23 protein-coding genes and 2 tRNA genes are annotated in these 24413 nt (G+C 67.8%); 10 read left to right on the forward strand and 15 right to left on the reverse strand.

Features of this window, described 5'->3' with window-relative positions:
* Window position 1: 1 nt before the first annotated feature.
* Genes AC099J_RS09320 through AC099J_RS09340 form a run of 5 tightly spaced genes read right to left on the reverse strand, consistent with a single transcriptional unit; the run spans window position 2 to window position 5433 of the window.
* The gene (locus AC099J_RS09320; protein WP_479614953.1) at window positions 2-1486 is read right to left on the reverse strand and encodes an ABC transporter substrate-binding protein; all 1485 of its coding nucleotides are present in this window, start codon (window positions 1484-1486) and stop codon (window positions 2-4) included.
* Window positions 1487-1540: 54 nt separating this feature from the next.
* Window positions 1541-2569: an ATP-binding cassette domain-containing protein gene (locus AC099J_RS09325; RefSeq protein ID WP_479614954.1), complete on the reverse strand. Its 1029-nt coding sequence runs from the start codon at window positions 2567-2569 to the stop codon at window positions 1541-1543.
* The gene (locus AC099J_RS09330; protein WP_479614955.1) at window positions 2566-3555 is read right to left on the reverse strand and encodes an ABC transporter ATP-binding protein; all 990 of its coding nucleotides are present in this window, start codon (window positions 3553-3555) and stop codon (window positions 2566-2568) included. Before AC099J_RS09330 ends, AC099J_RS09325 begins: the two co-directional genes overlap by 4 nt.
* A complete protein-coding gene (locus AC099J_RS09335; RefSeq protein ID WP_479614956.1) occupies window positions 3552-4418 on the reverse strand; it encodes an ABC transporter permease in 867 nt (288 codons plus the stop codon). The genes AC099J_RS09330 and AC099J_RS09335 overlap by 4 nt, the downstream gene beginning before the upstream one ends.
* Window positions 4419-4473: 55 nt before the next feature.
* Window positions 4474-5433 carry an ABC transporter permease gene (locus AC099J_RS09340; protein WP_479614957.1) on the reverse strand — a complete coding sequence of 320 codons (960 nt, stop codon included), beginning with the start codon at window positions 5431-5433 and terminating at the stop codon, window positions 4474-4476.
* A gap of 108 nt (window positions 5434-5541) precedes the next feature.
* On the opposite strand from AC099J_RS09340, the gene AC099J_RS09345 reads away from it, so the two are divergent.
* Window positions 5542-5814, forward strand: coding sequence for a YfhL family 4Fe-4S dicluster ferredoxin (locus AC099J_RS09345; protein ID WP_479614958.1), 273 nt, complete (start codon window positions 5542-5544; stop codon window positions 5812-5814).
* Here AC099J_RS09345 and pth read toward each other — a convergent pair.
* The 7 genes from pth to AC099J_RS09380 all read right to left on the reverse strand — a co-directional run bounded on the left by pth (window position 5805) and on the right by AC099J_RS09380 (window position 11649).
* Window positions 5805-6458, reverse strand: a complete 654-nt coding sequence (pth, locus tag AC099J_RS09350) for an aminoacyl-tRNA hydrolase (protein WP_479614959.1) — start codon at window positions 6456-6458, stop codon at window positions 5805-5807. The two genes, AC099J_RS09345 and pth, sit on opposite strands and share 10 nt — an antisense overlap.
* Before the next feature lie 121 nt (window positions 6459-6579).
* The gene (locus AC099J_RS09355) at window positions 6580-7281 is read right to left on the reverse strand and encodes a 50S ribosomal protein L25/general stress protein Ctc (RefSeq protein WP_479614960.1); all 702 of its coding nucleotides are present in this window, start codon (window positions 7279-7281) and stop codon (window positions 6580-6582) included.
* A 99-nt stretch (window positions 7282-7380) separates the two neighbouring features.
* Window positions 7381-8355 (reverse strand): ribose-phosphate pyrophosphokinase, encoded by a 975-nt coding sequence (locus tag AC099J_RS09360; RefSeq protein ID WP_479614961.1) that lies wholly within the window; start codon window positions 8353-8355, stop codon window positions 7381-7383.
* 48 nt (window positions 8356-8403) lie between these two features.
* A tRNA-Gln gene (locus AC099J_RS09365) sits at window positions 8404-8480 on the reverse strand.
* A gap of 30 nt (window positions 8481-8510) precedes the next feature.
* Window positions 8511-9365, reverse strand: a complete 855-nt coding sequence (ispE, locus tag AC099J_RS09370; RefSeq protein WP_479614962.1) for a 4-(cytidine 5'-diphospho)-2-C-methyl-D-erythritol kinase — start codon at window positions 9363-9365, stop codon at window positions 8511-8513.
* Window positions 9362-9877: a lipoprotein insertase outer membrane protein LolB gene (locus AC099J_RS09375; protein ID WP_479614963.1), complete on the reverse strand. Its 516-nt coding sequence runs from the start codon at window positions 9875-9877 to the stop codon at window positions 9362-9364. The genes ispE and AC099J_RS09375 overlap by 4 nt, the downstream gene beginning before the upstream one ends.
* A 5-nt stretch (window positions 9878-9882) precedes the next feature.
* Entirely contained in the window at window positions 9883-11649 is a 1767-nt protein-coding gene (locus AC099J_RS09380) for a tetratricopeptide repeat protein (protein WP_479614964.1), read from the reverse strand.
* A gap of 47 nt (window positions 11650-11696) precedes the next feature.
* Here AC099J_RS09380 and mutM point away from each other — a divergent pair, with 47 nt between their 5' ends.
* Both mutM and mutY read left to right on the forward strand, forming a co-directional pair.
* Entirely contained in the window at window positions 11697-12512 is an 816-nt protein-coding gene (gene mutM / locus AC099J_RS09385) for a bifunctional DNA-formamidopyrimidine glycosylase/DNA-(apurinic or apyrimidinic site) lyase (RefSeq protein WP_479614965.1), read from the forward strand.
* Window positions 12509-13591 (forward strand): A/G-specific adenine glycosylase, encoded by a 1083-nt coding sequence (gene mutY, locus AC099J_RS09390; RefSeq protein WP_479614966.1) that lies wholly within the window; start codon window positions 12509-12511, stop codon window positions 13589-13591. Before mutM ends, mutY begins: the two co-directional genes overlap by 4 nt.
* Here the strand turns inward: mutY and rapZ are convergent.
* The 3 genes from rapZ to AC099J_RS09405 are packed head-to-tail and all read right to left on the reverse strand — an operon-like array spanning window position 13545 to window position 17034.
* Window positions 13545-14456 carry an RNase adapter RapZ gene (gene rapZ, locus AC099J_RS09395; RefSeq protein WP_479614992.1) on the reverse strand — a complete coding sequence of 304 codons (912 nt, stop codon included), beginning with the start codon at window positions 14454-14456 and terminating at the stop codon, window positions 13545-13547. The genes mutY and rapZ overlap by 47 nt on opposite strands.
* Window positions 14457-14491: 35 nt before the next feature.
* A complete protein-coding gene (recN, locus tag AC099J_RS09400) occupies window positions 14492-16138 on the reverse strand; it encodes a DNA repair protein RecN (RefSeq protein ID WP_479614967.1) in 1647 nt (548 codons plus the stop codon).
* Window positions 16139-16140: 2 nt separating this feature from the next.
* Window positions 16141-17034, reverse strand: a complete 894-nt coding sequence (locus AC099J_RS09405) for an NAD kinase (protein ID WP_479614968.1) — start codon at window positions 17032-17034, stop codon at window positions 16141-16143.
* Window positions 17035-17062: 28 nt separating this feature from the next.
* On the opposite strand from AC099J_RS09405, the gene hrcA reads away from it, so the two are divergent.
* The 7 genes from hrcA to AC099J_RS09440 all read left to right on the forward strand — a co-directional run bounded on the left by hrcA (window position 17063) and on the right by AC099J_RS09440 (window position 23988).
* On the forward strand, window positions 17063-18064 hold the full coding sequence (gene hrcA, locus AC099J_RS09410) for a heat-inducible transcriptional repressor HrcA (protein WP_479614969.1): 1002 nt from the start codon (window positions 17063-17065) through the stop codon (window positions 18062-18064).
* A 39-nt stretch (window positions 18065-18103) separates the two neighbouring features.
* Window positions 18104-18181, forward strand: a tRNA-Ile gene (locus AC099J_RS09415).
* Window positions 18182-18453: 272 nt separating this feature from the next.
* Window positions 18454-19260 carry an SDR family NAD(P)-dependent oxidoreductase gene (locus tag AC099J_RS09420; protein WP_479614970.1) on the forward strand — a complete coding sequence of 269 codons (807 nt, stop codon included), beginning with the start codon at window positions 18454-18456 and terminating at the stop codon, window positions 19258-19260.
* Window positions 19261-19300: 40 nt separating this feature from the next.
* The gene (locus AC099J_RS09425) at window positions 19301-20482 is read left to right on the forward strand and encodes an acyl-CoA dehydrogenase family protein (RefSeq protein ID WP_479614971.1); all 1182 of its coding nucleotides are present in this window, start codon (window positions 19301-19303) and stop codon (window positions 20480-20482) included.
* Window positions 20483-20492: 10 nt separating this feature from the next.
* Entirely contained in the window at window positions 20493-21635 is a 1143-nt protein-coding gene (locus tag AC099J_RS09430; protein WP_479614972.1) for an acyl-CoA dehydrogenase family protein, read from the forward strand.
* Complete coding sequence (locus AC099J_RS09435) at window positions 21632-22615, forward strand: AAA family ATPase (RefSeq protein ID WP_479614973.1); 984 nt, start codon at window positions 21632-21634, stop codon at window positions 22613-22615. Before AC099J_RS09430 ends, AC099J_RS09435 begins: the two co-directional genes overlap by 4 nt.
* A gap of 14 nt (window positions 22616-22629) precedes the next feature.
* Window positions 22630-23988, forward strand: a complete 1359-nt coding sequence (locus tag AC099J_RS09440; RefSeq protein ID WP_479614974.1) for a vWA domain-containing protein — start codon at window positions 22630-22632, stop codon at window positions 23986-23988.
* Window positions 23989-24413: the final 425 nt, after the last annotated feature.

Here is a 24413-nt window from a genome sequence, read left to right on the forward strand (position 1 = left end):
ATCACCAGGACAGCGCGGCCAGGTCGTTGGCGAAGATCGGCAGGCTGGTCCACAGGCCCTTGACGCTTCTTTTCGCAATGGTCGGGAACTGCGGCTGGAACAGGAAGCCATTGGCCGCATCGGTGGCTAGCAGGCGTTGCACCTCGCCCAGCAGCCTGGTGCGCTCGGCCGGGGTGCCGGTGTTCATGAGCTTGTCGTACAGCGCCGTGAACTCCGGGTTCTTGTAGCCCCAGTAGTAGTCGGGCTTGGCGTAGTTGCCCAGGTCGAACGGCTCCACGTGCGAGACGATGGTCAGGTCGTAGTTGAAGCCGCCGCCGTAGGTGCCCGACAACCACTGCGCCCACTCCACGTTCTGCGTCTTCACGGCGATGCCGATCTTGGCCAACTGCGCGGTGATGACCTCGCCGCCCTGGCGCGCGTAGGGTGGCGGCGGCAGCGTCATCGTCAGCTCCAGCGGCGTCTTGATGCCGGCATCCAGCATCAGCTGCTTGGCCTTGTCCAGGTTGAAGGCGTTGGTGGCGGTGGTGTCCACGTAGCCCGGCGCGCCCGGCACGTAGTGGCTGCCGATGGCGGTGCCAAAGCCGTCCGCGGCGCCCTCGATGACCACCTTGCGGTCGATCGCGGCCAGGATGGCGCGGCGCACGCGCACGTCGTCCAGCGGCTTCTTGCGGTGGTTGAACGCCAGGATGGTCTTGGCGCGCGAGCCGGCCAGGATGGTCTGGAACTGCGGGTTGTTGCGAAACTGGGCGACGTTGCGCGTGGCGATGCGGGGGAACGCGTCCACGTCGCCGGCCAGCAGTGAGGCGGCCTGGGCTGCCGGGTCCGAGATGAAGCGAAAGCCGATGCGGTTGAGCTTGGCCATGGACGGCTGACGGTAGCCCGGCCACTTGCGCAGCCAGAGCGAGGCGCCCTTGTTGTAGCTCTCAAGCGTGTAGGGGCCGGTGCCCACGGGCTGCGTGGCGTTGCCGGCGGCGCTCTTGGGCTCGACCATGATGGCTGTGGCCTGGCCCAGGGCGAACGGCAGGTCGGGGTCGATCTCCTTGTTCAACAGCACCACGGTGAAATCGTCGACCACCTGCACGCCCAGATTGGCAAAGGTGCGCTTGTCCTTGTTGGTGCTCTTCTCGCCGCCAGCACGCTCGAACGCGAACTTCACGGTCTGGGCGTTGAAGGGCTCGCCGTTGTGGAATTTCACGTCCTTGCGCAGCCGGAAGGTGTAGGTCTTGAGGTCGGGCGAAATGTCCCAGCTCTCGGCCAGCAGCGGCACGACGCGGCCGTCGGGGTTGATCTTGGTCAGCGTCTCGTAGATCGAATAGAGCGTGACCTCGGCGATGGCGGCGGCGGCGCTGGCCGTCGGGTCCAGGCCGGTGGGCTCCAGGGTCATGCCCAGCACCATCGAGTCCTTGCGGGACTGCGCGGCGGCGGGCAGGGTGGCGGCCAGCGCCGTGGCGGCGCCGGTGGTCAGGACGGTTCGACGGTTCAGCATGTCATCGCTCTCCAAGAAAGAAGCGGGCACCAGGGAAGACGGGCGGACCTTACCTCAAACGGGGGCCGCAGCGGGAGGGAGGGCGCGCGGCACGGCGGCCAGCAGCGCCTGCGTGTAGGGGTGCTCGGCGTGCTGGAACAACCGCACTGGGTCGCCGCGCTCTACCACCAGGCCACGGTGCAGCACGCAGACCTCATCGCACAGGTGGTGCACCACGGCCAGGTCGTGGCTGATCAGCAGGTAGCTCACGCCGTGGCGCTCGCGCAGGTCCTGCATCAGGTTCAGCACCTGGGCCTGCACCGAGACGTCGAGGGCGCTGACCGGCTCGTCGGCGACGATCAGTTTCGGCCGCGTGATGAGTGCCCGTGCGATGGCGATGCGCTGGCGCTGGCCACCGCTGAACTCGTGCGGGTATTTGTCCAGGTCGCTTGTGCGCAGGCCCACTTCGGCCAGTGTCTCGGCGGCGCGTTCACGTCGTTCGCGGGCGCTGCTGCGGGCCAATGCCTCCAGCGGCTCGGCCACGATGCGGGCCACAGTCTGGCGCGGGTCGAGCGAGCCATAAGGGTCTTGAAACACCATCTGGAAGTCGCGCCGCGCGGTGCGCAACGTGGCGGTGTCGGCGCGGTGCAGGTCCAGGCCTTCCAGGTGCACGCTGCCCGAGGTGGGCGTGTCCAGCGCCATCACCAGCCGCGCGATGGTGGACTTGCCCGAGCCTGATTCGCCGACGATGCCCAGGCTGCGGCCGGCCTGCAGCGTGAAGCTGACGCCATTCAAGGCCTTCACCTGTGGCGGTGGGCCGAGCAGGCGTTCGCGCGGCAGTGCGTAGTGGCGCACGAGGTCGCGCACGTCGAGCAGCGGGGCGGCTTTCGGCGACGCTTTGCCTGCGGCTGCGGCTGCGGCTGCGGCTGCGGCTGCGGCTGCGGCTGCGGGTGTGGCTGCGACTCCAGCTGCGGTTGCCGTTGCGCCTGCGACTCCAGTGGCGGTTGCGCCTGCGGTGCGAACGGCGTCGGGCTGCCGGGCGGTGCTCACGGGGCTGCCTTCGGCCCCGGCGCGAGTGGCTTCGGCTGGCTGTGCAGGGCTCATGGTGTCTTCGTCTCGCCAACGCGCAGGCAGCGCACGGCATGCCCGTCTGCCAGCACGGTTGCTGCCGGCAGCGCCTGCGTGCAGGCATCGATCGTCAGCGGGCAACGCCCGGCAAAGGGGCAGCCTGCGGGCAGGTCTACCAGCTCAGGCACGCTGCCGGCAATGGTCGAGAGGCGCGCGCCCCGTGCTGCGCCCAGGGCCGGCCGGGCGGCGAACAGCCCTTGCGTGTAGGGGTGCGCGCGGTCACGGAACACGGCCGCCGTGGGGCCGCTTTCGACCACCGTGCCGCCGTACATGACCAGCATGCGCGCGGCGCTGCGTGCGATCACACCCAGGTCGTGCGAGATCAGGATCAACGCCATGCCGCGTTCGGCCACGAGCTCGGCCAGCAGGTCCAGGATCTGTTTCTGGATCGTCACGTCCAGGGCGGTCGTCGGCTCGTCGGCGATCAGCAGGTCTGGCCCGCAGGCCAGCGCCATGGCGATCACGATGCGCTGGCGCTGGCCGCCGGAGAACTGGTGCGGATACGCATCCAGCCTCCGGGCTGCATCGGGAATGCCCACGCGCTCCAGCAGCGCCAGCGCCTCGGCCCGCGCCGCGCTGCGCGACAGGCCACGGTGCAGGCGCAGCGGCTCGGCCACCTGGCGCGCGATGGTGTGCACCGGGTTCAGCGCCGTCATCGGCTCCTGGAAGATCATGCCGATGCGGTCGCCGCGCAGCCGGCACAGCGCGGCATCGGGCTGGCCCACCAGCTCCTGCCCTTCGAAGCGGATGCTGCCCGACACCCGGGCCGTGGCCGGCAGCAGCCCCATCAGCGCCTGCACCGTGAGCGACTTGCCGCAGCCCGATTCACCGACGATGCCCAGCGTCTCGCCGCGCGCCAGCGTGAACGAGACGCCGCGCACGGCCTCGGCCGGGCCGCGCGGCGTCTGCAGGCCCACGCGCAGGTCGCGCACGTCGAGCAGGAGCGAGGCCGGGCTGTTCATCGCGCGCGTGCCAGACGCGGGTCGAGCAGATCGCGCAGGCCGTCGCCCAGCAGGTTCAGCCCCAGCACCGCGAGCGCGATGGCCAGGCCGGGCCACACGGCCAGCAGCGGCTGCTGGAACATCAACGTCTGCGCCTCGCTGAGCATGCGACCCCACGAAGGTTGCGGTGGCTGCGTGCCCAGCCCCAGGTAGGACAGAGCAGCCTCCGCCAGGATCGCGACCGCGAAGCGGATCGTCACCTGCACGATCAGCACGGCCGAGATGTTCGGCAGCACGTGCTGCGGCGTGATCGACCAGGCACCCTTGCCGCAGGCACGCGCGGCCATCACGTACTCGCGCGCCCACACGGCGTTGGCCGAGCCGCGCGTGATGCGCGCGAACATTGGAATGTTGTAGATGCCGATGGCCACGATGGCGTTGACGATGCCGGCGCCGAACACCGCCGTCAGCATGATGGCCGACAGGATGGCCGGGAAGGCCAGCGAGAAGTCGGTCAGACGCATGATGCTTTCCTCGACCCAGCCGCGCCGGGCCGATGCCAACAGGCCCAGAGCCGTGCCGGCGATCAGGCCGATGCCGACCGCGATCACGCCCACGAGGATGGAGGCGCGCGCCCCGACCAGCAGCAGCGAGGCGACGTCGCGGCCGAAGGCGTCCGTGCCCAGCCAGTGGCCGGGCGAGGGGCCTTGCAGCTTGCTGGCCATGTCCATCTCCAGCGGCGGCCAGGGCGTCCACACGAACGAGAGCAAGGCGGCGGCAATCAGCAGCGCCGTCAGCACGGCGCCGATGACGAAGCTGCGGTGGCCCAGCGCGCGCCGCCAGAAGCCGGGCGCTTGCGAGGATGCGGGCAGAACGGCGCTCACGGCGATGCCCTCGTCATCGGTGCGGTGCGAGCGTCTCCGGGCGGCCGGGCGGCACTCATACGTCCGACGCTTTCAGCCGTGGGTCGATCACCGCATACAGCAGATCGACGATGAAATTCACGATGACGACCATGGCCGCCAGCAGCATCACGCAGTTGCGCACCACGATCAGGTCGCGGTTGGCGATCGACTGGAAGATCAACCGGCCCAGGCCCGGCAGGTAGAACACGTTTTCCACCACGATGGTGCCGGCCATCAGCTCGGCGAACTGGATGCCCATGACGGTGATCACCGGGATCAGCGCGTTGCGCAGCACATGGCCCCACAGCACGGCGCGCTGCGCCAGCCCTTTGGCGCGGGCGGTGCGCACGAAGTCTTCGCGCAGCACCTCCAGCACGGCCGAGCGTGTGATGCGCGCGAGGATGGCGGCCTGCACCACGGCCAGTGCCAGGGCCGGCAGCAACAGGGCTTTGATGCCGTTGACCAGGCCGTCCAGCCCCTCGCCCCAGCCATCGAAGCCACCGGCCGAGAACCATTGCAGCTTCACCGAGAACAGCAGGATCAACAGGATGGCGAACCAGAAATTCGGAATTGCGATGCCGACCTGCGTGAGCCCCATCAGGCCGACATCGCCGATCTTGTTGTGCTGGGCAGCGGCCGTCACGCCGACCACCAGCGCCAGCACCGTGGTCAGCACCATCGCCATGACGGCCAATGGCGCGGTGAGCGCCAGGCGTTCCAGAATCAGCTCGAGCACTGGCGAGCCGTAGGCGTAACTGTTGCCGAGTTCGCCACGCGCCAGGCCCGTGACCCAGTGCACATAGCGCGCCCAGGCCGGCTGGTCCAGGCCGAGCTGGCTGGCCAGTGCCGCTACGGCGTCGGGCGCGGCGTCCGGCCCCAGCAGCATCTGCGCGGCGTTGCCCGGCAAGATGTCGAGCACCAGGAAGACGATGACCGAGGCGCCGACCAGTGTGGCGATCAACGTGGCGAGGCGCTTGAGCACGAACAGGCTCATGGCGCCAATGCGGAGTGGATGCGAGGGCGGCTCATCGTTGGGTGCGCATTATGTGGGCTTCACCACGCAGCCACGTGGCACGCACAGGCGCGCGGGATAATCGGCGCCATGGCCCTCACCATCACCGACGAATGCATCAACTGTGACGTGTGCGAGCCCGAGTGCCCGAACGACGCCATCAGCATGGGCGAGAGCATCTACGAGATCGAGCCCTCGCGCTGCACCGAGTGCGTGGGCCATTTCGATGAGCCGCAGTGCGTGCAGATCTGCCCGGTGGCCTGCATCCCGGTGCACCCGGACTTCATCGAAAGTCAGGAAGGCTTGTGGGCCAAGTACCGCCGGCTGCAGCTTGACGCCGGCAAGGTTGTTGATCAGGCCTGAGGCGGCACGAGCGGGGGCACCGATGGCGCCACCGCAGGCGGCGGCTCGGCCCGTGGTGGCTTGGGGCGCGGCGGCTTGCTGGTGTGGATCTGCATCATGGCCTGCGTGAAGTCGCCAGCCACCAGCAGTGGTACGGCGCGCACCGAGCGGTCGATGGATTCCTCGATGCCATCCAGATGCTCGCGCGAGGGCTTCTTCAGCACCCAGCCCAGCACCTGGTCCTTCGCACCGGGGTGGCCGATGCCCAGGCGCAGCCGCCAGTAGTTCGGTGACCCGAGTTGTGCGTGGATGTCGCGCAGGCCGTTGTGGCCGGCGTGGCTGCCGCCCTGCTTGAGCTTGACCTGGCCGGGCACGATGTCGAGCTCGTCGTGGGCGACCAGCACTTCTTCGGGTGCGATCTTGAAGAACCGTGCCAATGCCGCGACCGATTTGCCCGAGAGGTTCATGAAGGTCTGCGGCTGTAGCAACCAGACCGTCTGGCCCTGGATCTGCGTGCGCGCGGCCAGGCCGAAATAGCTTTTCTCAGGCACGAGCGTCGCCTTGAGCTCCCGCGCCAGCGCGTCGATGAACCAGAAGCCGGCGTTGTGCCGGGTCTGGTCGTAGTCCGGGCCCGGGTTGCCCAGGCCGACGAAGAGCTTGATCATGGCCGTGATTATTCAGGGTAGAGGGCAGGTCTCGAAGCCACCGTGCGAGCGCCTTGGACGTTCGGCAGCGCCAACAAAAACGGCCCGCCGAAGCGGGCCGTCGATGCGCGGCGCAGAAGAATTACTTCTTCTTGGCGGCCGGCTTGGCAGCGGGGGCCGCTGCCGTCTTGGCTGCCGGTGCGCCCTTGGCGCCGGCCTTGCCTGCCGGTGCGGCGGGTGCTGCAGCAGCTGCTGCTGCGGCGGCGTCTGCCGGTTCTTCTTCAGCGGCCGGTGCGGTGGCCGAGGCCAGCACCAGATTGTTCTTGCCGTGGCTGATCCACTTCACGCCTCGGGGCAGCTTGATGTCCTTCAGCGTCACGGTGCCGTTGTTCTTCAGGCCGGACAGGTCGACCTCGATGAACTCGGGCAGATCGCTCGGCAGGCAGTTCAGTTCGAGTTCGGTGGTCACATGGTTGACCAGGTTCTGCTCGATCTTGACGGCTTCGGACTCTTCCTCGCCCTTGAAGTGCAGCGGCACCTTCATGTTCATGCGGGTCTTGGCGTCCACGCGCTGGAAGTCGATGTGCAGCACCAGCTGGCGGTAGGGGTGCATCTGCACGTCACGCAGCAGGACCTTGTCGGTCTGGCCGGCCAGTTCCATTTCCAGAATGCTGGAGTGGAAGGCTTCCTTCTTGAGGGCGTGCCACAGCGCGTTGTGGTCCAGTTCGATGAGCTTGGGCTCGCCCGAACCACCGTAGACGATGCCGGGGGTCTTGCCCGTGATGCGGAGACGGCGGCTCGCACCCGTGCCCTGCAAGGCGCGCTCGAAAGCGACGAATTTCATAGTGAACTCCAGTAAGAGGGCATCGCGACCAACGCCACTCCGGTTTGCAAAAGACGGCGCGCCTGCGAATTCAGGCGGCGTCTGTGGGTTGTCTTCGGGCTAGAACAAATTCTCTTGGTCCGAAAACAAACTCATGACCGACTCGCCGTTGGCAATGCGCAGAATCGTCTCGGCGATCAGCGGTGCCACGGTGAGCTGGCGAATCTTCTTGCATCCGCCAGCGGCTTCGCTGAGCGGGATGGTGTTGGTGACGACGACTTCGTCCAGCGCCGAGCCCTGGGTGATCCGCTCGATGGCAGGACCCGAGAAGATCGGGTGCGTGCAGTACGCATAGACCTTCTTGGCGCCGCGTTCCTTCAGCACCTCTGCCGCTTTGACCAGCGTGCCGGCGGTGTCGATCATGTCGTCCATGATCACGCAGTTGCGCCCTTCGATCTCGCCGATCACGTGCATCACTTCGCTGACATTGGCCTTGGGGCGGCGCTTGTCGATGATGGCCATGTCGCAGCCGAGCTGCTTGGCCAGCGCACGCGCGCGCACCACGCCGCCGACATCGGGCGAGACCACGATCAGGTCTTCATAGTTCTGCAGGCGCAGGTCGCCCAGCAGCACGGGCGACGCGTAGATGTTGTCAACGGGAATGTCGAAGAAGCCCTGGATCTGGTCGGCGTGCAGATCCATCGTCAGCACACGGTCCACGCCCACCGCCTGCAGCATGTTGGCGACCACCTTGGCGGTGATGGGCACGCGGGCCGAGCGCGGCCGGCGGTCTTGCCGGGCGTAGCCGAAATACGGGATCACGGCGCTGATGCGTTCGGCCGAGGCGCGCTTGAGCGCATCGACCATGATCAGCAGTTCCATCAGGTTTTCGTTGGTCGGGGCGCAGGTGCTCTGCACCACGAACACATCGCGTGCACGCACGTTCTGGTTGATCTCGACCGTGACTTCGCCATCGGAGAAGCGGCCCACGCTGGCCGCACCCAGCGTGATGCCCAGATGGTGGGCGATTTCGGAGGCAAGGCCAGGATTGGCATTGCCGGTGAAGATCATGAAATCGGTGTGATGAGGCTGCATGCGCGTCCCGGCGGAGGTGCACCGGGCCACGAGGCCCGATGTGTTGTTTGGCAGGGGAAGAAGGATTCGAACCTTCGCATGCTGGAATCAAAATCCAGTGCCTTAACCAACTTGGCGACTCCCCTACTCAGGAGGACGGCAACACCGCCCACCGATCAATCTTCGCTGGTTGCCCACCCGGCCAAAGGATGAACTTCCATATTGCTGCAGATCCGCACCTGCCAACCTGCAGGCGCTGCGGGATGATCCGCCTGCGCCCACCGTGCAAATACCGCACTGCCAGAGCCCGTCATTCTGCCTGTTTGTTCTTCTTCTTTTCCTGCCGCTTCCAGCCACTTGAGGGCTTGGTTCACGTCAGGGCTCAGGCTTTGAGCAACGCTCTGCAGGTCATTTCGGCCAAAGCCGTAGGGGTCTGCAGCAAAGCCTAAGAGTGTAGCACGCTCCGTATCGCGCTTCAAAATTGGCGACGAAAAAATTCTCGCTGTCTCCAGTCCCTGCGCAGGCTTGGCCACCAGGAAGCGCTGCGGGGGCAGCGTCACAGCCTGCAGCGATTCGCCGATGCCCTCGACCCAGGCGTTGCGCCCGAAGAGGAAAAACGGCACGTCGGCCCCGAGCGCGAGGCCGATGGCCGACAGCTGGCGCACGCTCAGATGCAGCTTCCAAAGCCGGTTCAGCGCCAGCAGGCAACTGGCGGCGTCGGACGATCCTCCCCCCATGCCCGCCTGGCTGGGCACGCGCTTGAGCACGCCGATGTGGGCGCCCAGCGTTGTGCCAGTGGCCTGCTGCAGCGCCCGCGCCGCTCGCAGTGTCAGGTCATCGGGCGGCAGGGCCGGCCCCAGGTCTTCGCGGCTGAGCTGCCCGTCGTGGCGCAACTCGACATGCAGAACGTCGTGCCAGTCGATCAGCATGAAGACCGACTGCAGCAGGTGGTAGCCATCGGCGCGCCGGCCGGTGACGTGCAAGAACAGGTTGAGCTTGGCCGGCGCGGGGATGTCGTAGAGCGCTTTCACGCCGGGGCCTTCGCTGCAGCCTCGAACACCAGGCGCAGTTCGGCCCTGGGCAGGGGCATGGTGCGGCTTGCGAGCAGTCGCCCGTCGGCCACGCGCGACAGGTCGGCCAGCCAGCCCGGCACTTCCGCGGGGCGACCGGCCAGCCAGTCGAACAGCGCAGGTAGGGGCAGCGCCGTGCCGGTCGCGGCGGCGGTCAGCGCATCCATCGAGTCGTAACGTTGTGTCTGTCCGCCCGAGCTCAGCCATGCGCCGTCCGGTTGCCAGCGCAGCTGTGCAAGGGTGGAACCCAAGGGGGAGTAGAGGGCCAGCTCGCCGCGCTCGGCAGACCCGCGCAGCTCGAACGTGGCAGAGAACGATTGCGACGGCGCATCTTCGACCTGCAGTGCCAGACGCCCGCTCCAGTACGCGTCACCCGCCGTGCGGTCCAGCGTGCGTGGCGGTGCGGCGCAGCCGGTCAACACGAGCGCCGTGGCCACCAGCAGCCCCCTCCGGGCCAAGACCATGCCGGGCATGCCGACTACAGCGGCACCCGCAGGCGCTTGAGCGTGGACTGCAGGGTTTCGTTCTCGGCATTCAGCGCCAGGCCTTCGCGCCAGATGGCGGTGGCGCGCTCGCGCTGGCCAGCAACCCACAGCACTTCGCCCAGATGGGCTGCGATCTCGGCGTCGGGCTTAGCCTGGTAGGCATCCGTCAGGATGCGCGTCGCCTCGCGGATGTTGCCCATGCGGAACTCGACCCAACCCAGGCTGTCGGCGATGAACGGATCGTTCGGCACCAGCTCCAGCGCCTTCTGGATGAGCTGCTTGGCCTCAGGCAGGCGCACGTTGCGATCGGCCATCGAGTAGCCGAGCGCGTTGTAGGCGTGGTGGTAGTCGGGCCGGATCTCGATCAGCGTGCGAAGCAGGCGCTCCATCTCCTCGGTGCGGCCCAGCTTCTCGGCCATCATGGCCTGCTCGTACAGCAGCTCGGTGTCCTTGGGCTCGCGCTCCAGCGCGGTCTTGAGCAAGTCGTAGGCGGCCTGGTACTGCTTGGCCTCACGCAACAGTTGTACCTCGGCGTTGAGCTTCAGGCGTGCTTCAGCAGCGTTGCGTTCAGGCAGCGCGCGCAGCATGGCGCGGGCCTCTGTCAGCTTGCCCTGCTTGGCCAGCAGTGAAGCGCGGCGGTTCTGGGCGCTCAGCAGATCGTCCGAGTTTTCGATCTGGTCCAACCATTTCTCCGCCCCTGCAAAGTCCTTGCGCTTCTCGGCCACCTGGGCGAGTGACAGATAGGCCTGCGCCATGGCGCGGCTGCGCACGTCACCGGCCGGCAGTTTCTGCGCCAGCGCGATGAAGCGCTGCAGCGACGCGTCTGCGGCGGTGAGTTCGTTGTCCTGGGCCTGCAGGCTGCCCTGCACCAGCCAGGCCTCGGCGAAGTCCGGGTGCTCGGTCGTCAGGCGCTGCAACTGGGCCGAAGCCTCGGCATAGCGCTGGTTGTCCAGCTGGGCGCGCACATAGGCCAGGCGCATGTCGGGTGACGGCTTGCCCTGCAGATGCTGCAGCACCAGCGCTTCGGCCTGGGGCTGGCGGCGGTCGATCAATTCCATGGCCAGCAACGCAGGCGCCTCGGCGCCGGGTTCGATGGCGTGCCCGCGCGCAGCGGCGTCCAGCGCGCCCGCCGCATCACCGGCTGCCAGGCGCATGCGGCCGATCGATGTCCAGGCGGCTGCCCCGGTGGTCTTGTCGTCCACAAAGCCGGCCAGTGCCTGCTCGGCCACCTGCGCCGCCACCTTGCGATCGGTCACGCGCGCATAGGCCCTGGGGATGGCGTGGATGGTGGAATTGCGCTCCATCGGCGGGCTGGCCGCAATCTCGCTACGCAGCGGCTCCACCGATTCGGCGATCTTGTTCGTGGCGATCAGGATCTGCAGCAGGTAGCGGTTGGCCTCACGCGACGCAGGCAGCGTGTTACGCCACACGTTGGCAGCGCGCAACGCCGCATCGGGCGATCGCGACTGCAGGGCGATCTCGACCGCACGCTGGAACAGCAGCGGATCCTTGGCCTTCACGGCGGCATCCAGGATCAACGCGTAGCCCGTTCCACGTTCTCCGCCGAGCGCGTTGATCTCGCCCAGCAGCAGCTCATAGAACAGCTCAGCCGTCAAAGCCGACTGCGCGGGTGAGGCGGTGTCGGTGGAGTTGGTTGGCGGCTGTGTGGCCGGGGTAGTCTGCCCATGCGCCGGCAACAGGCCCAGCAGTAGTGACAGCGAGGCAAGACCGCGGGCGGCCGGTCGTAGGAGTCGCATCATCGAACCATAATAATCCAAGCCCTTTATCCCTCCATCTTGTCCAGTCGATGCCCGAATTGCCCGAAGTCGAAGTGACGCGAATGAGTTTCGCGGACCGCATCGCGGGCGCGACAGTGACCGGTGTACGCGTGGGCAAGCCCCTGCGCTGGGCCCTGGGCTGCGCGCCGCAAGACTTGGTGGGCCGCAGCGTGACCGGCGTGCGTCGGCGCGGCAAGTACCTGCTGCTTGATCTGGACCAGGGCATGCTGCTGCTGCATCTAGGCATGTCGGGCAGCCTGCGTTTCGCGCCAGCGCATGGCCCGGCGGGGCCGCACGACCATTTCGACCTGGAGACCTCGCACGGCCTCTTGCGGCTGCACGACCCGCGACGTTTCGGCGCCGTCGTCTACGCCGGTGGCGACGATGCGCCTGAAGCGCTGAAGCTGCTCGGCCGGCTCGGCATGGAGCCGCTGGGCGATGCGTTCGATCTGCTCGTCTTTCACGCCGGGCTGCGTCGGCGTGCCGCGCCCATCAAGCAGGTGCTGCTGGCGGGCGACGTGGTGGTGGGGGTGGGCAACATCTACGCATCCGAAGCCCTGTTCCTGGCCGGCATCCGGCCGACGGCGCGCGCGCGACGGCTCAGTCTGGCCCGTGCCCGCAAGCTGCACGCCGCCGTGCGCGAGGTGCTGGCGCGCGCGGTGCTGCGTGGCGGCAGCAGCCTGCGTGATTTTTCCAACGCGCAGGGCGAGCACGGCATGTTCCAGCTGGAAGCCATGGTCTATGACCGGGAGGGCCAGCCCTGCCGCGTGTGCGCATCGCCGATCCGTGCGATCCGCCAGGGGCAGCGCTCCACGTTCTTCTGCGCGCGGTGCCAGAAGGCGTGACGGTCACCCTGCAGGACGCCCGCCAGCCCGGCTGGGCCGCGCAGCAGGTGGTGCAATGGCAGGTGAGCCATGGCCGCCATGCCTTGCCCTGGCAGGGCACGCGCGACCCGTACCGCGTCTGGCTCTCAGAGATCATGCTGCAGCAGACGCAGGTGGCGGCGGTCATCCAGTACTTCGCCCGGTTTCTGGAGCGCTTCCCCGACGTGCAGGCGCTGGCTGCCGCCACGCAGGACGAGGTCTTCGCGCTGTGGGCGGGCCTGGGCTATTACAGCCGCGCGCGCAATCTGCACGCCTGTGCCCGGCAGGTCGTGGCCTTGCACGGCGGGCACTTTCCGCCGTCTGCGCAGGCGCTGCAGACGCTGCCCGGCATCGGCCGCTCGACCGCCTCGGCGATCGCGGCCTTCTGCTTTGCCGAGCGCGCCGCGATCCTGGACGGCAACGTCAAGCGGGTGCTGACGCGCGTGTTGGGCTTTGGCGAAGATCTGGCCCAGCCGCGCCATGAGCGGGCACTGTGGGACCTGGCGACAGAGCTATTGCCGCGCGAGAACCTGCAGCAGGCCATGCCGCGCTACACCCAGGGCGTGATGGATCTGGGCGCCACCGTGTGCAGCGCCCGCAATCCCTCCTGCCTGATCTGCCCCCTGCGCGAGGGCTGCGTGGCCCGGCGTGAAGGCGCGCCCGAGCGCTATCCGGTGAAGACCCGCAAGCTCAAGCGCAGCAGCGCCGCCTGGTGGTTGCTGTGGGCCGAGGACGACGCCGCGCGCATCTGGCTGGCACGCAGGCCGCAGACCGGTGTGTGGGCTGGCCTGCACTGCCTGCCGGTGTTCGACAGTGAAGCCGATCTTCTGAGCGCGGTGCCAGCGCAGCACCGCGCAGCAGCGCAGACCCTGCCAGCGTTCACGCATGTGTTGACGCACAAGGATTTGCTGCTGCACCCAGTACGTGTGCGCGTGACGTCATCTGCCTTGGACGGGGTAGGGGGCGCCTGGGTGGCACCCGAAGCGCTGGTGCACTTTGGCCTGCCCGCGCCGGTCAAAAAATTGTTGAACCCGATTTCTGGCCTTCTGACGGCCCCATGAAACCGCCGCGTGCGTCCAGCTCACGGTGGCGCTTGAGCGTGACCCAGCGCTTGCTGAACGTGCGCGCCAGCTGTTCGACGAGATAGACCGAGCGGTGCTGGCCGCCGGTGCAGCCGATGCCCACCGTTACATAGCTGCGGTGGTCGCGCGCCAGCAGGTCCAGCCAGTGCGTGAGGAACTTGTCGATGTGCGCGAACATCAGCCGCACCTCGGCGCTCTGCTGCAGAAAGCGCGCCACCGGTGCGTCCATGCCGGTCAAGGGTCGCAGGTCCGGGTCGTAGTGCGGGTTGGGCAGCATCCGCACGTCGAAAACGTAGTCTGCATCCAACGGAATGCCGCGCTTGAAGGCGAACGATTCGAACACCAACGTCAGCTGCGCGTTCGGCGCCGAGATCAGCGTCTTGACATAGCCTTGCAGCTGCGACGAACGGATGATGCTGGTGTCCACCACGTGGGCCTGTTCGCGCAGATCGGCCAGCAGCTCGCGCTCCAGCTCGATCGCCTCGTACAGCGCGTGCTGGTGGTCCTGCAGATCGGAACGCGACAGCGGATGCTTGCGCCGTGTTTCCGAATAGCGGCGCACCAATGTGTCAGTGCCGGCGTCCAGAAACAATGACTTCACCATCACGCCCTTGGCGCGCAGGATGCTGAGCTGCGCCGGCACCAGCGGCAGTGAGGTTGCGCTGCGCACGTCCATCGCAATCGCCACACGCTGGGCGCCGCGCGTCTGCTCCAGTTCGGCAAACGTCAGCAGCAGTTCCGGCGGCAGGTTGTCCACGCAGTAGTAGCCGGCATCTTCCAGCGCATGCAGGGCGACCGACTTGCCTGAGCCGGACATGCCGGTGATCAGCACGATCTCCAGCATGGGCGGCGCGGCGTCTGCGGGGGGCGGCGTCAGACTCACGGCGCGCCCAGCATTTCCCTGGCGTGCGCCAGCGTGGTGCCGGACAGGCGTTCGCCGCCCAGCATGCGCGCGACCTCGGCCACGCGCTGTTCGCCATGCGCCTCGCTGACGCTGCTGACGGTGGCGGCGCCTTCGCGCTGCTTGGCCACCACGAGATGGTGGTCGGCACAGGCGGCCACCTGCGGCAGATGGGTGACCGCCAGCACCTGGCGCCCGCCGCCCAGCTGCTTCATCAGCCGGCCGACGGTTTCAGCCACGGCGCCGCCGACGCCTGCATCCACCTCGTCGAAGATCAAGGTCTGCGCGCCGCCCAGTTCGCTGGTGGTGACCGCAATGGCCAGCGCGATGCGCGACAGCTCACCACCAGAGGCCACCTTGCCGACCGGGCGCGGCGTGCTGCCCGCGTGCCCGGCCACCAGGAACTGCACGTCTTCCAGGCCGTGCGCGGCGGGCTCGACCAGCGGCTCCAGCGCCACGGCAAAAGCGCCACCCTGCATGCCCAGGCCCTGCATCGCCGCGGTGATGGCCTTGGCCAGTTTCGGCGCCGCCTGGCCCCTCGCCTTGGAGACGCGTTTGGCTTCCATGCGGAAAGTGGTCAGCGCCGCCTCCAGCGCGGCTTCCAGACCGGCGAGGTCGGCGGCCGCGTCGAGCCGCGCAAGCTCCTGCTTCCAACTAGCCCAGAGTGCGGGCAGTTCGTTCGGCGAGCGCTTGTAGCGTCGGGCCAGCGACATCCACAGGCCCATGCGCTCGTCCAGCGCGTTCAGGCGCTCCGGGTCCGGCTCCGTGCGGCGCAGGCTGCTGTGCAGGCTGTGCAGGGTGTCTTCGGCCTGGGCCAGGCTGGCGGCCAGCACCTCGGCCATCTCCCCGTACTCGGGCGCCACGTGCTGCTGGTCGGCCAAGGCTGATCGGGCACGCTCCAGGCCGCGCAAGGCGCCCTGGTCTTCGTCTTCCAATGCGGCAATGGCGACCTGCAGCGCGTCGATCAGCGCCTGCGCATGCGACAGGCGGCCGTGTTCGGCGTTCAGACTGTCCCATTCGTCGTCACTCGGCGCCAGCTTGTCGACCTCACCGATCTGCCAGGCCAGGCGCTCGCGTTCGCGCTGCAGGGAATCCTGGGCACCGCGTGCGTCGGCCAGGGCTTTGCCGGCAGAGCGCCAATCCGCCCAGCGCTGCTGCAGCGGGGCCGTGTCCAGGCTGGCGTAGGCATCCAACAAGGCGCGCACGCTGGCGGGGCGTGTCAGGCTCTGCCACGCGTGTTGGCCGTGGATGTCCAGCAGCATGTCGCCCAGCTCGCGCAGCTGCGTGGCCGTGGCGGCACTGCCGTTGATCCAGGCGCGGCTCTTGGCCTGGCTGTCGACCGTGCGCCGCAGCAGCAGCGTCTCGGCCACATCGAAGCCAGCGGCCTGCAGCCAATCGGCGGCATCGGCCCGGCAATCGAACTCAGCGCTGACCTCGCTGCGGCTGGCCCCCTCGCGCACCACGCCGGCGTCGGCGCGGGCGCCCAGCGCCAGCTGCAGCGCATCGATCAGGATCGACTTGCCCGCACCGGTCTCGCCGGTGAGCACCGTGAAGCCGCCGGTCAGGTCCAGCTCCAGCTCGCGCACGATCACGAAATCGCGCAATGCAATGCGGCGGATGCCCACGGTCAGCTGCCCCCGTTCCAATGCAGCTTGGCGCGCAAGGTGTCGAAGTAATGCCAGCCCTTGGGATGCAGGAAGCGCACGCAATGCTGCGAGCGGCGCACCACGATGCGGTCGCCCTGCTGCAGCGAGGCCAGCGACTGCATGTCGAAGTTGGCGCTGGCATCGCGCTCGGACGCCAGCTCGATCACCACCTCGGCCGGGTCGGCCAGCACCAGCGGCCTGTTCGACAAGGTGTGTGGCGCAATCGGCACCAGCACCCAGCCCGGGATGGACGGGTGCATCAGCGGCCCGCCAGCCGACAGCGCATACGCCGTCGAGCCCGTGGGCGTGGCGATGATCAAACCGTCGCAGCGCTGGTTGGACACGAAATGCCCGTCGATCTCGATCCGCAGCTCCACCATGCCCGAGGTGGCGCCACGGTTGACGACCACATCGTTCATGGCCAGTGCATCGAACACGCAGTCGCCACCGCGCATCACACGGGCATGCATCAGGCTGCGGTGGTCTTCCTCGAATTCGCCGGACAGCATGGGCGACAGCGCCGTCTGGTAGGCGTCGATCGGGATGTCGGTGATGAAACCCAGCCGCCCCTGGTTGATGCCGATCAGTGGCACGCCGTAGGGCGCCAGCTGCCGGCTGATGCCCAGCATGGTGCCGTCGCCGCCCACCACCACGGCCAGGTCGCATTGCTCGCCGATCGCAGCGATGTCGGCGCTTTGAAAGTCGGCCAGCTCGGCGTTGATCTGCGTCTGCTGTTCGACCACCAGATCGCAGCCCTGGTCGGCCAGAAACTGCGCGATCTCGCGCATGGTGCCGGGCGGCGTCATGTGCGATCCGCCGAACGCCGATGCCTGGTACTTACCAAACAACGCGACCCGGCGGAATTTTGAATTCATCTGTAAATTACATCACTAAAATGCATGGATGCTGGATGAACGCGCCAAGTTGTTGATGAAAGCGCTGGTAGAGCGCTACATCGCCGACGGGCAGCCCGTCGGCTCTCGCACGCTCTCCAAAGCCTCCGGGCTGGACCTCTCGCCGGCGACCATCCGCAACGTCATGTCCGACCTGGAAGAGCTGGGCCTGATTGCCAGTCCGCACACGTCGGCCGGGCGCATCCCCACGGCACGCGGCTACCGACTGTTCGTCGACACCATGCTGACAGCGCAGCGCGACCAATTGCAAGCGCCACAGCTGATGGCCGAACAGCCGCAAAAGGTGATCGCGAACGCGGCCAACCTGCTGTCCAGCCTGTCGCAGTTCGTCGGCGTCGTGCTGGCGCCGCGCCGTGCCTCGGTGTTCCACCACATCGAGTTCCTGCGGCTGTCCGAGCGGCGTGTGCTGGTCATCATCGTCTCGCCCGAGGGTGACGTACAAAACCGCGTGCTGTTCACCGAGGTCGACATCCCGCAGTCGCAGCTGATCGAGGCGGCCAACTACCTCAATGCCAACTACGTCGGCATGGCCTTCGAGCAGGTGCGCGACAAGCTGACGGGCGAGGTCGAGAAGCTGCGCGTGGAAATCGCCGCGCTGATGCAGGCCGCCGTCACCGTCAGTTCCGAGGCTTCGCACGCGCAGGACGAGGTGGTGATCTCCGGCGAGCGCAACCTGCTGTCGGTCAGTGACTTTTCCAACGACATGCGGCACCTGCGCCGCGCCTTCGATCTGTTCGAGCAGAAGACGCAGCTGCTGCGCCTGCTCGACGTGTCCAGCCGCGCCGAGGGCGTGCGCATCTACATCGGTGGCGAGAGCCAGGTGGTGCCGTTCGAAGAACTGTCGGTGGTCAGCGCACCCTACGAGGTCGACGGCCATATCGTCGGCACGTTGGGCGTGATCGGCCCCACGCGCATGCCGTACGACCGCATGATCCAGATCGTAGACATCACCTCCAAGCTCGTCAGCAACGCCCTGAGCCGGCAGAAGTAGGCCACCTACAATCGGTGCCGCTCGCCGCAGGGCGGGCACGGGACCCTAGCTCATGTTGGTTAGAGCAGCGGACTCATAATCCGTTGGTGCCGAGTTCGACTCTCGGGGGTCCTACCAGCATGCCCTTCGAACCGCTCTCGCTCACGCGTTCGATCGTCACGTCGCCGTGCGCGACGTGTGTCATTTCGCTCCTGCACGAGCAGGACCGTCAAGCCGGCACAACGCCGCGCATCTATTCCAGACACCATCGCTCGCGCCTCGCATTGGCGCGATGCATTCCGGCGTGCGCCGCCCCGGCCTTGTGGCCCGGCTGTCGCGCAAGTGATCGCGGCCTTGGCCGGGCTTTGGCACCCTGGACCCTTTTTCCCATCAGCACAAGGACACGCAGCATGTCGGACCAACTCACTGGCAAGGTCGCCATCATCACGGGCGCAGGCTCGGGCATCGGGCGCGCTGCAGCACTGCGCTTTGCGGCCGAAGGCGCCCGGCTGGTGCTGGGCGACCGCAGCGAAGCCGTGCACGAGACCGCACGCAGCGTGACCGAGGCGGGCGGCCAGGCCGTCGCCGTGCAGATGGACGCCGGGCTGGAGCCGGATGTCGCCAACCTCGTCGCCACCGCGCTGGAACGCTACGGCCAGCTGGACGTGGCGTTCGCCAATGCCGGCGTCTCCGGCGGCATGGCCGGCATCTTCGAGCTGACGCCGCAGGACTGGACGGAGCTGCTGCGCATCAACCTGATCGGCCCCTGGCTCATGATCAAGCACGCCGGCAAGGTGATGGTCGACGCCGGGCGCGGCGGCTCCATCATCTGCACCGCCTCGGTGGCCGGCATCCGCTCGGGCGCGGGCGGGCCGGCGTACTCTGCCTCCAAGGCCGGGGTCATCAACCTCGTGATGGTGTCGGCCCAGCAGCTGTGCGAGAGCGATGTGCGCGTCAACGCCATCTGCCCCGGCCTCACCGAGACCGGCATGACCAAGCGCACCTTCGATTACGCCAAAGACAAGGGCGTCACGCACAAGCTCGGCCGGCTCAACCCGCTGCGCCGCGCCGCGCAGCCGCAAGAGCTGGCACAAGTGGCGCTGTTCCTCGCGTCGGACCAGAGCAGCTACGTCAACGGGCAGGCCATCGCCGTGGACGGCGGGCTGTCCAGCTCGCACCCGGTCACACGCCAGATGCCCGGCCAGACGGCGGTCTGAGCGCTAACTGCGCCACCACTACACACATCGGAGATATCGCATGGACCTGAGTTACTCCCCCGAAGAGCTTGCCTTTCGCGATGAAGTGCGCGGCTGGCTGGACGCCAACCTGCCCGACGACATTCGCAACAAGGTGACCGGCTACAAGGGCCTGTCGAAAGATGACTACTTGCGCTGGCACAAGATCCTGGCCGCCAAGGGCTGGGCCGTGCCGCATTGGCCGCAGGAGTGGGGCGGCACCGGCTGGAACATCACGCAGCGCTACCTGTACGACGAGCAGTTCGGCCTGGCCGGCGCGCCGGCGCTGCCCTCGTTCGGCCCCAACATGTGCGCCTCGGTGCTGCTCAAGTTCGGCACGCCGCAGCAGAAAGAGCGCTTCCTGCCGCGCATTCGCGAGGGCGATGACTTCTGGGTACAGGGCTATTCGGAGCCCGGCGCCGGCTCTGACCTGGCCGCGCTCAAGACCCGCGCCGTGCGCGATGGTGATGTGTACCGCGTCACGGGCCAGAAGATCTGGACCACGCTGGGCCACTACGGCGACTGGATCTTCTGCCTGGTGCGCACCGACCCCACGGCCGAGAAGCGGCAGGAGGGCATCAGCTTCCTGCTGATCGACATGAAGACGCCCGGCATCACGGTGCGCCCCCTGATCCTGATGGACGGCGGGCACGAGGTGAACGAGGTGTTCTTCGACGATGTGGCCGTGCCGGTTGAGAACCTGGTCTTCGACGAGAACAAGGGCTGGACGGTGGCCAAGTACCTGCTGGGCCATGAGCGCATGGGCTCCGGCAGCGTGGGTGCCTCGCGGCGCGAGCTGGCCGCGCTGAAGGCCCTGGCCACGCGCGAGCACAAGAACGGCAAGCCGCTGCTGCAAGACCCGCGTTTTCGCGACAAGCTGTCGCGCGTGGAGATCGAGCTCGATGCGCTGGAGCTGACTTCCATGCGCTTTCTCGACAAGATGCGCCGCACCGGCCAGCCGCCTGGGGCCGACGTGTCCATGCTCAAGATCCGCGGCACCGAGGTGCAGCAGATGATCACCGAGCTCATGATGCAGGCCGCCGGCCCCATGGCGCAGCCATTCCTGGCGGTGGACGGCGGCGCCATCGACCACTTCACGTCGCGCCTGTCGCCGCGCTATTTCAACTACCGCAAGGCCAGCATCTACGCCGGCTCCAACGAAATCCAGCGCAACATCATCGCCAAGATGACGTTGGGTTTGTGAAGGACACACCATGAACTTCGAACTCAGCGACGAGCAACAGCAACTGGCCGACTCGGTGCGCAAGTACCTCGCCAACCACTACGACTTCGAGCAGCGCAAGGCCATCATCGGTTCGCCCAATGGCCGCAGCGACGCTGTGTGGCGCGCCCTGGCCGAGATGGGCCTGACCGCCATCGCAGTGCCCGAGGCCGACGGCGGCTTCGGTGGCGGCGCGACGGACCTGATGGCCGTGATGGAGGCCTGCGGCGAAGCCCTGGTGGTCGAACCGCTGCTGGACAACATCGCGCTCGGCGGGCGTCTTGTGGCACGCGCCGGCAATGCGGCGCAGCGTGCGGCATGGCTGCCGGGCCTCATCGACGGCTCGGCCCAGCTGGCCTTCGCTTACCTGGAGCCGGGCCGCCGCTATGACCTGGCACCCGCATCCACCACCGCGCGCCAGAGCGGCGGCGGCTGGGTGCTGGACGGTGCCAAGAGCGTGGTCGTCGGCGCGGCATCGGCCACGCGGCTCATCGTCTCGGCGCGCACCAGTGAAGCCGGCGACACCAGCGATGGCGGCGCCAGCCTCTTCATCGTCGACCCGCGCGCGGCCGGCGTGTCGCTGAACCCCAGCCGCACGGTCGACGGCCTGCGCGTGGCCGATGTGGCGTTCGCCGGCGTGCAGCTGGGCGCCGACGCGCTGCTGGGCACGGCCGGGGGCGCCATGGCGCACATCGACGAGGCCGTGGACTTCGCGACCGCGCTGCAGTGCTCGGACGCCATCGGCGCCATGCGCTACGCCCACGAGGCCACGCTGGAGTACACCAAGACACGCAAGCAGTTCGGCACGCCCATCGCCTCGTTCCAGGTGCTGCAGCACCGCATGGTCGAGATGCTGATCTGCCTGGAGCAGGCGCGCTCGATGGCCATCCTCGCAGCGGCCAAGGTCGATGGCGCAGGTGATGCGGGCGAGCGCCGCCGCGCCGTCTCGGCCGCCAAGGTCAAGATCGCCGACGCGGCCCGCCAGATCAGCCAGGAATCGGTGCAGCTGCACGGCGGCATGGGCATGACGGAAGAGCTGAAGATCTCGCACACCTTCCGCCGCCTCACGATGATTTGCCAGCGCTTCGGCGATGCCGACCACCACCTGGAGCGCTACGCGGCGATGGCGGCATGAGCGTGACGCCGAGCCGCCTTGAGCACGCAGCACTGCCCACACCGCCCGGCCTCTCGTCCATCGACAGCGTCATCGCGCTGCTGGCCGAAGTGGGCTACATCGCCACGCGCCAGATCGCCACCGCTGTCTACCTGGCCCACCACTTACGCAAGCCGGTGCTGATCGAAGGGCCAGCCGGCGTCGGCAAGACCGACCTGGCCGTCTCGGCGGCGCGCGCGCTGGGCTTCGCGCTGCTGCGCCTGCAGTGCTACGAGGGCCTGGACGACAGCAAGGCGCTGTACGAGTGGAAGTACGGCAAGCAGCTGCTCTACACGCAGATCCTCAAGGAGAAGATCGGTCTGCTGGTGGACGACGCCGACACCCTGGCCGGCGCCTTCGGCAAGCTGGCGGGCTTTCAGGACCTGTTCTTCTCGCGCGACTTTCTGGAGCCGCGCCCGCTGCTGCAGGCCATGGAGCAACCCGGCGGCAGCGTGTTGCTGATCGATGAGGTCGACAAGTCCGAAGAATCCTTCGAAGCCCTGCTGCTCGAAGTGCTGGCCGACTACCAGGTGACCATCCCCGAGATCGGCACCATCCGCGCCCAGGTGCCGCCGCTGGTTATCCTCACGTCCAACAACACGCGTGAGCTGGGCGATGCGCTCAAGCGCCGCTGCCTGCACCTGCACATCGGCTTTCCGGATGCGGCGTTGGAGCAGCGCGTGCTGCGCGCCCGCGTGCCCGGCATCGCCGACAGCTTGCTCGCGCAGCTGGTGGCGTTCGTGCAGGCGCTGCGGGCTGACAACATCCGCAAGCCACCGTCGATTGCCGAGTCGGTCGACTGGGCGCGCACGCTGCTGCTGCTGCACGCCACCGTGCTCGACGAAGCGCTGGTGCGCGACACGCTGGGCGTGCTGCTCAAGCGCGAGACCGATGTGCGCGAGGTGGATGGCCGCCTGGCCAGCATCACGCGGGCCGCGCTGGCTGCAGCGCCGGCCCGCTGACGCGGCACACGGTGATGGACAGCATCCTTGCCGGCTTCGTGCGCGCCCTGCGCGCTGCGGGGGCCGAGGCCTCCACGGCCGAGGCCATCGACGCGGCCCGCGCCGTGGCGCTGGTGGGCTACGGCAACCGTGACACGCTGAAGTCCACGCTGGGCGTGGTGCTCGCCAAGTCCGAGGAAGAAAAGCAGATCCACGACCAGGTGTTCGATCTGTACTTCGGCCTGCCGCAGCACACCGCGCAGACGGCGGGCGCCGAGCCGGGCCAGACCGTGCGCACCGGCGACGCGCAGGTCGATGCACTGCTGGACCTGGCCACCCCGCAGCCCGATGGCCAGCCGGGCGATGCGCTGCGCGCCGCCTTGTCGCGTGCCGCCGCCAGCGCCGGGGTGGACGAGATCCGCTTCGCCACCCAGACGGGTTTCCTGGCCGGCAAGACGCTGGAGGCGCTGGGCATCGCGGCGCTGGAGGCACGGCTGGCGCAGGGCCTGGCCGCGCCGGGTGGCGCTGGCGGTGCGGCGCAGGCCGAACAGCAGGCGCTGCGCCAGGCGCGCGACACCTTGCAGCGCCACGCCCGCGCCTTGGTGCAGCAGCGCTTCGCCCTGTTTGGCAAGCCCGCCACCGAAGCCTTCATGACCGAGGTGGCCGTCACGCGTGTGCTGGGCCGCATGGCCCCGGCCGAGATGGACCGCATGAAGGCCGCAGTCGCCCGCATGGCGCGCAAACTGGCCGCGCGCCATTCGCGCCAGCAGCGGGTGACGTTGCGCGGCCAGCTCGACCTGCGCCGCACCATGCGCGCCAACGCCGGGCACGACGGCGTGCCCATCACGCTGGCCTTCAAACACCGCCGCCGTGACAAGCCGCGCATCGTGGCCGTGTGCGATGTGTCGGGCTCGGTTGCGGCGCATGTGCGGTTTCTGCTGCTGTTTCTCTACGCGCTGCACGACGCGGTGGGCGACCTGCGCAGCTTCGCTTTCTCCAACCGGCTGAAGGACGTGGCCGCGCCGATGGAGACGCTGCCGTTCGACGACGCGATGGAGTTGATCCTGAAAGAGGTGGGCAACGGCTCCACCGACTACGGCCAGGCCTGGGTCGACCTGCACGACCGGCATTGGGATGCGATCGACCGTCGCACCACCGTCATCGTGCTGGGCGACGGCCGCAGCAACGGCGCCGACCCGCGGCTGGACCTGTTCGACGAACTGGTGGGCCGTGCCAAGCGCGTGGTGTGGCTGTGCCCCGAGCCTCCGGGCCGTTGGGGCACGGGCGACAGTGCGATGCTGCGCTACCGGCCGCACTGCACCAGCGTGTCGCACTGCGCGACGGCGGCCGACCTGGAACGCGCGCTGGATGAAGCACTCGAGGCGTATCACTGAGATGGAGCTCGCCTACGCCCCGGGTTGGGACCAGGTTGCGATGGTTGACCACGCTTCGTGGTGGGACCACGCCGACGGTGTAGTCCACTCCGCGAATGTCCCCCGGCCTTGCCCGCCTTGCCGGCCTGGGGCCGGAAAGGCGGGCAAGGCCTCCTCCTTGATTTCGCTGCGTAGACCACACCATCGTCGTGTTCCGCCAGCGCTGTGCTTCATCGGTCAGCACGACGCGAAGGCCTCTTTAACACCGTCGCGGTTGCTGTGTCAGCCCGACGCGCCGTGGTCAGGGACGAGGGTATCGGGTGGCCCCTGCAGCGAATACGAAGGGACTTCCCCAGTCCTGAGACGGTGTCGAGGCACCAAGATTGACGTTGCGGAAGTCAACCTAAATGGAAAGGGGAAGTCATGACGGAGATTACACAAACCTC

Source organism: Rhodoferax sp. RT4P68, from assembly GCF_056521305.1.

What these genes read in the sequence shown, in the direction of transcription:
- AC099J_RS09320 (WP_479614953.1), bottom strand. Translation starts at nt 1,486, where the DNA reads ATGCTGAACCGTCGAACCGTCCTGACCACCGGCGCCGCCACGGCGCTG.
- AC099J_RS09325 (WP_479614954.1), bottom strand. Translation starts at nt 2,569, where the DNA reads ATGAGCCCTGCACAGCCAGCCGAAGCCACTCGCGCCGGGGCCGAAGGC.
- AC099J_RS09330 (WP_479614955.1), bottom strand. Translation starts at nt 3,555, where the DNA reads ATGAACAGCCCGGCCTCGCTCCTGCTCGACGTGCGCGACCTGCGCGTG.
- AC099J_RS09340 (WP_479614957.1), bottom strand. Translation starts at nt 5,433, where the DNA reads ATGAGCCTGTTCGTGCTCAAGCGCCTCGCCACGTTGATCGCCACACTG.
- AC099J_RS09345 (WP_479614958.1), top strand. Translation starts at nt 5,542, where the DNA reads ATGGCCCTCACCATCACCGACGAATGCATCAACTGTGACGTGTGCGAG.
- pth (WP_479614959.1), bottom strand. Translation starts at nt 6,458, where the DNA reads ATGATCAAGCTCTTCGTCGGCCTGGGCAACCCGGGCCCGGACTACGAC.
- AC099J_RS09355 (WP_479614960.1), bottom strand. Translation starts at nt 7,281, where the DNA reads ATGAAATTCGTCGCTTTCGAGCGCGCCTTGCAGGGCACGGGTGCGAGC.
- AC099J_RS09360 (WP_479614961.1), bottom strand. Translation starts at nt 8,355, where the DNA reads ATGCAGCCTCATCACACCGATTTCATGATCTTCACCGGCAATGCCAAT.
- AC099J_RS09375 (WP_479614963.1), bottom strand. Translation starts at nt 9,877, where the DNA reads ATGCCCGGCATGGTCTTGGCCCGGAGGGGGCTGCTGGTGGCCACGGCG.
- AC099J_RS09380 (WP_479614964.1), bottom strand. Translation starts at nt 11,649, where the DNA reads ATGATGCGACTCCTACGACCGGCCGCCCGCGGTCTTGCCTCGCTGTCA.
- mutM (WP_479614965.1), top strand. Translation starts at nt 11,697, where the DNA reads ATGCCCGAATTGCCCGAAGTCGAAGTGACGCGAATGAGTTTCGCGGAC.
- rapZ (WP_479614992.1), bottom strand. Translation starts at nt 14,456, where the DNA reads ATGCTGGAGATCGTGCTGATCACCGGCATGTCCGGCTCAGGCAAGTCG.
- AC099J_RS09405 (WP_479614968.1), bottom strand. Translation starts at nt 17,034, where the DNA reads ATGAATTCAAAATTCCGCCGGGTCGCGTTGTTTGGTAAGTACCAGGCA.
- hrcA (WP_479614969.1), top strand. Translation starts at nt 17,063, where the DNA reads ATGCTGGATGAACGCGCCAAGTTGTTGATGAAAGCGCTGGTAGAGCGC.
- AC099J_RS09420 (WP_479614970.1), top strand. Translation starts at nt 18,454, where the DNA reads ATGTCGGACCAACTCACTGGCAAGGTCGCCATCATCACGGGCGCAGGC.
- AC099J_RS09425 (WP_479614971.1), top strand. Translation starts at nt 19,301, where the DNA reads ATGGACCTGAGTTACTCCCCCGAAGAGCTTGCCTTTCGCGATGAAGTG.
- AC099J_RS09430 (WP_479614972.1), top strand. Translation starts at nt 20,493, where the DNA reads ATGAACTTCGAACTCAGCGACGAGCAACAGCAACTGGCCGACTCGGTG.
- AC099J_RS09435 (WP_479614973.1), top strand. Translation starts at nt 21,632, where the DNA reads ATGAGCGTGACGCCGAGCCGCCTTGAGCACGCAGCACTGCCCACACCG.
- AC099J_RS09440 (WP_479614974.1), top strand. Translation starts at nt 22,630, where the DNA reads ATGGACAGCATCCTTGCCGGCTTCGTGCGCGCCCTGCGCGCTGCGGGG.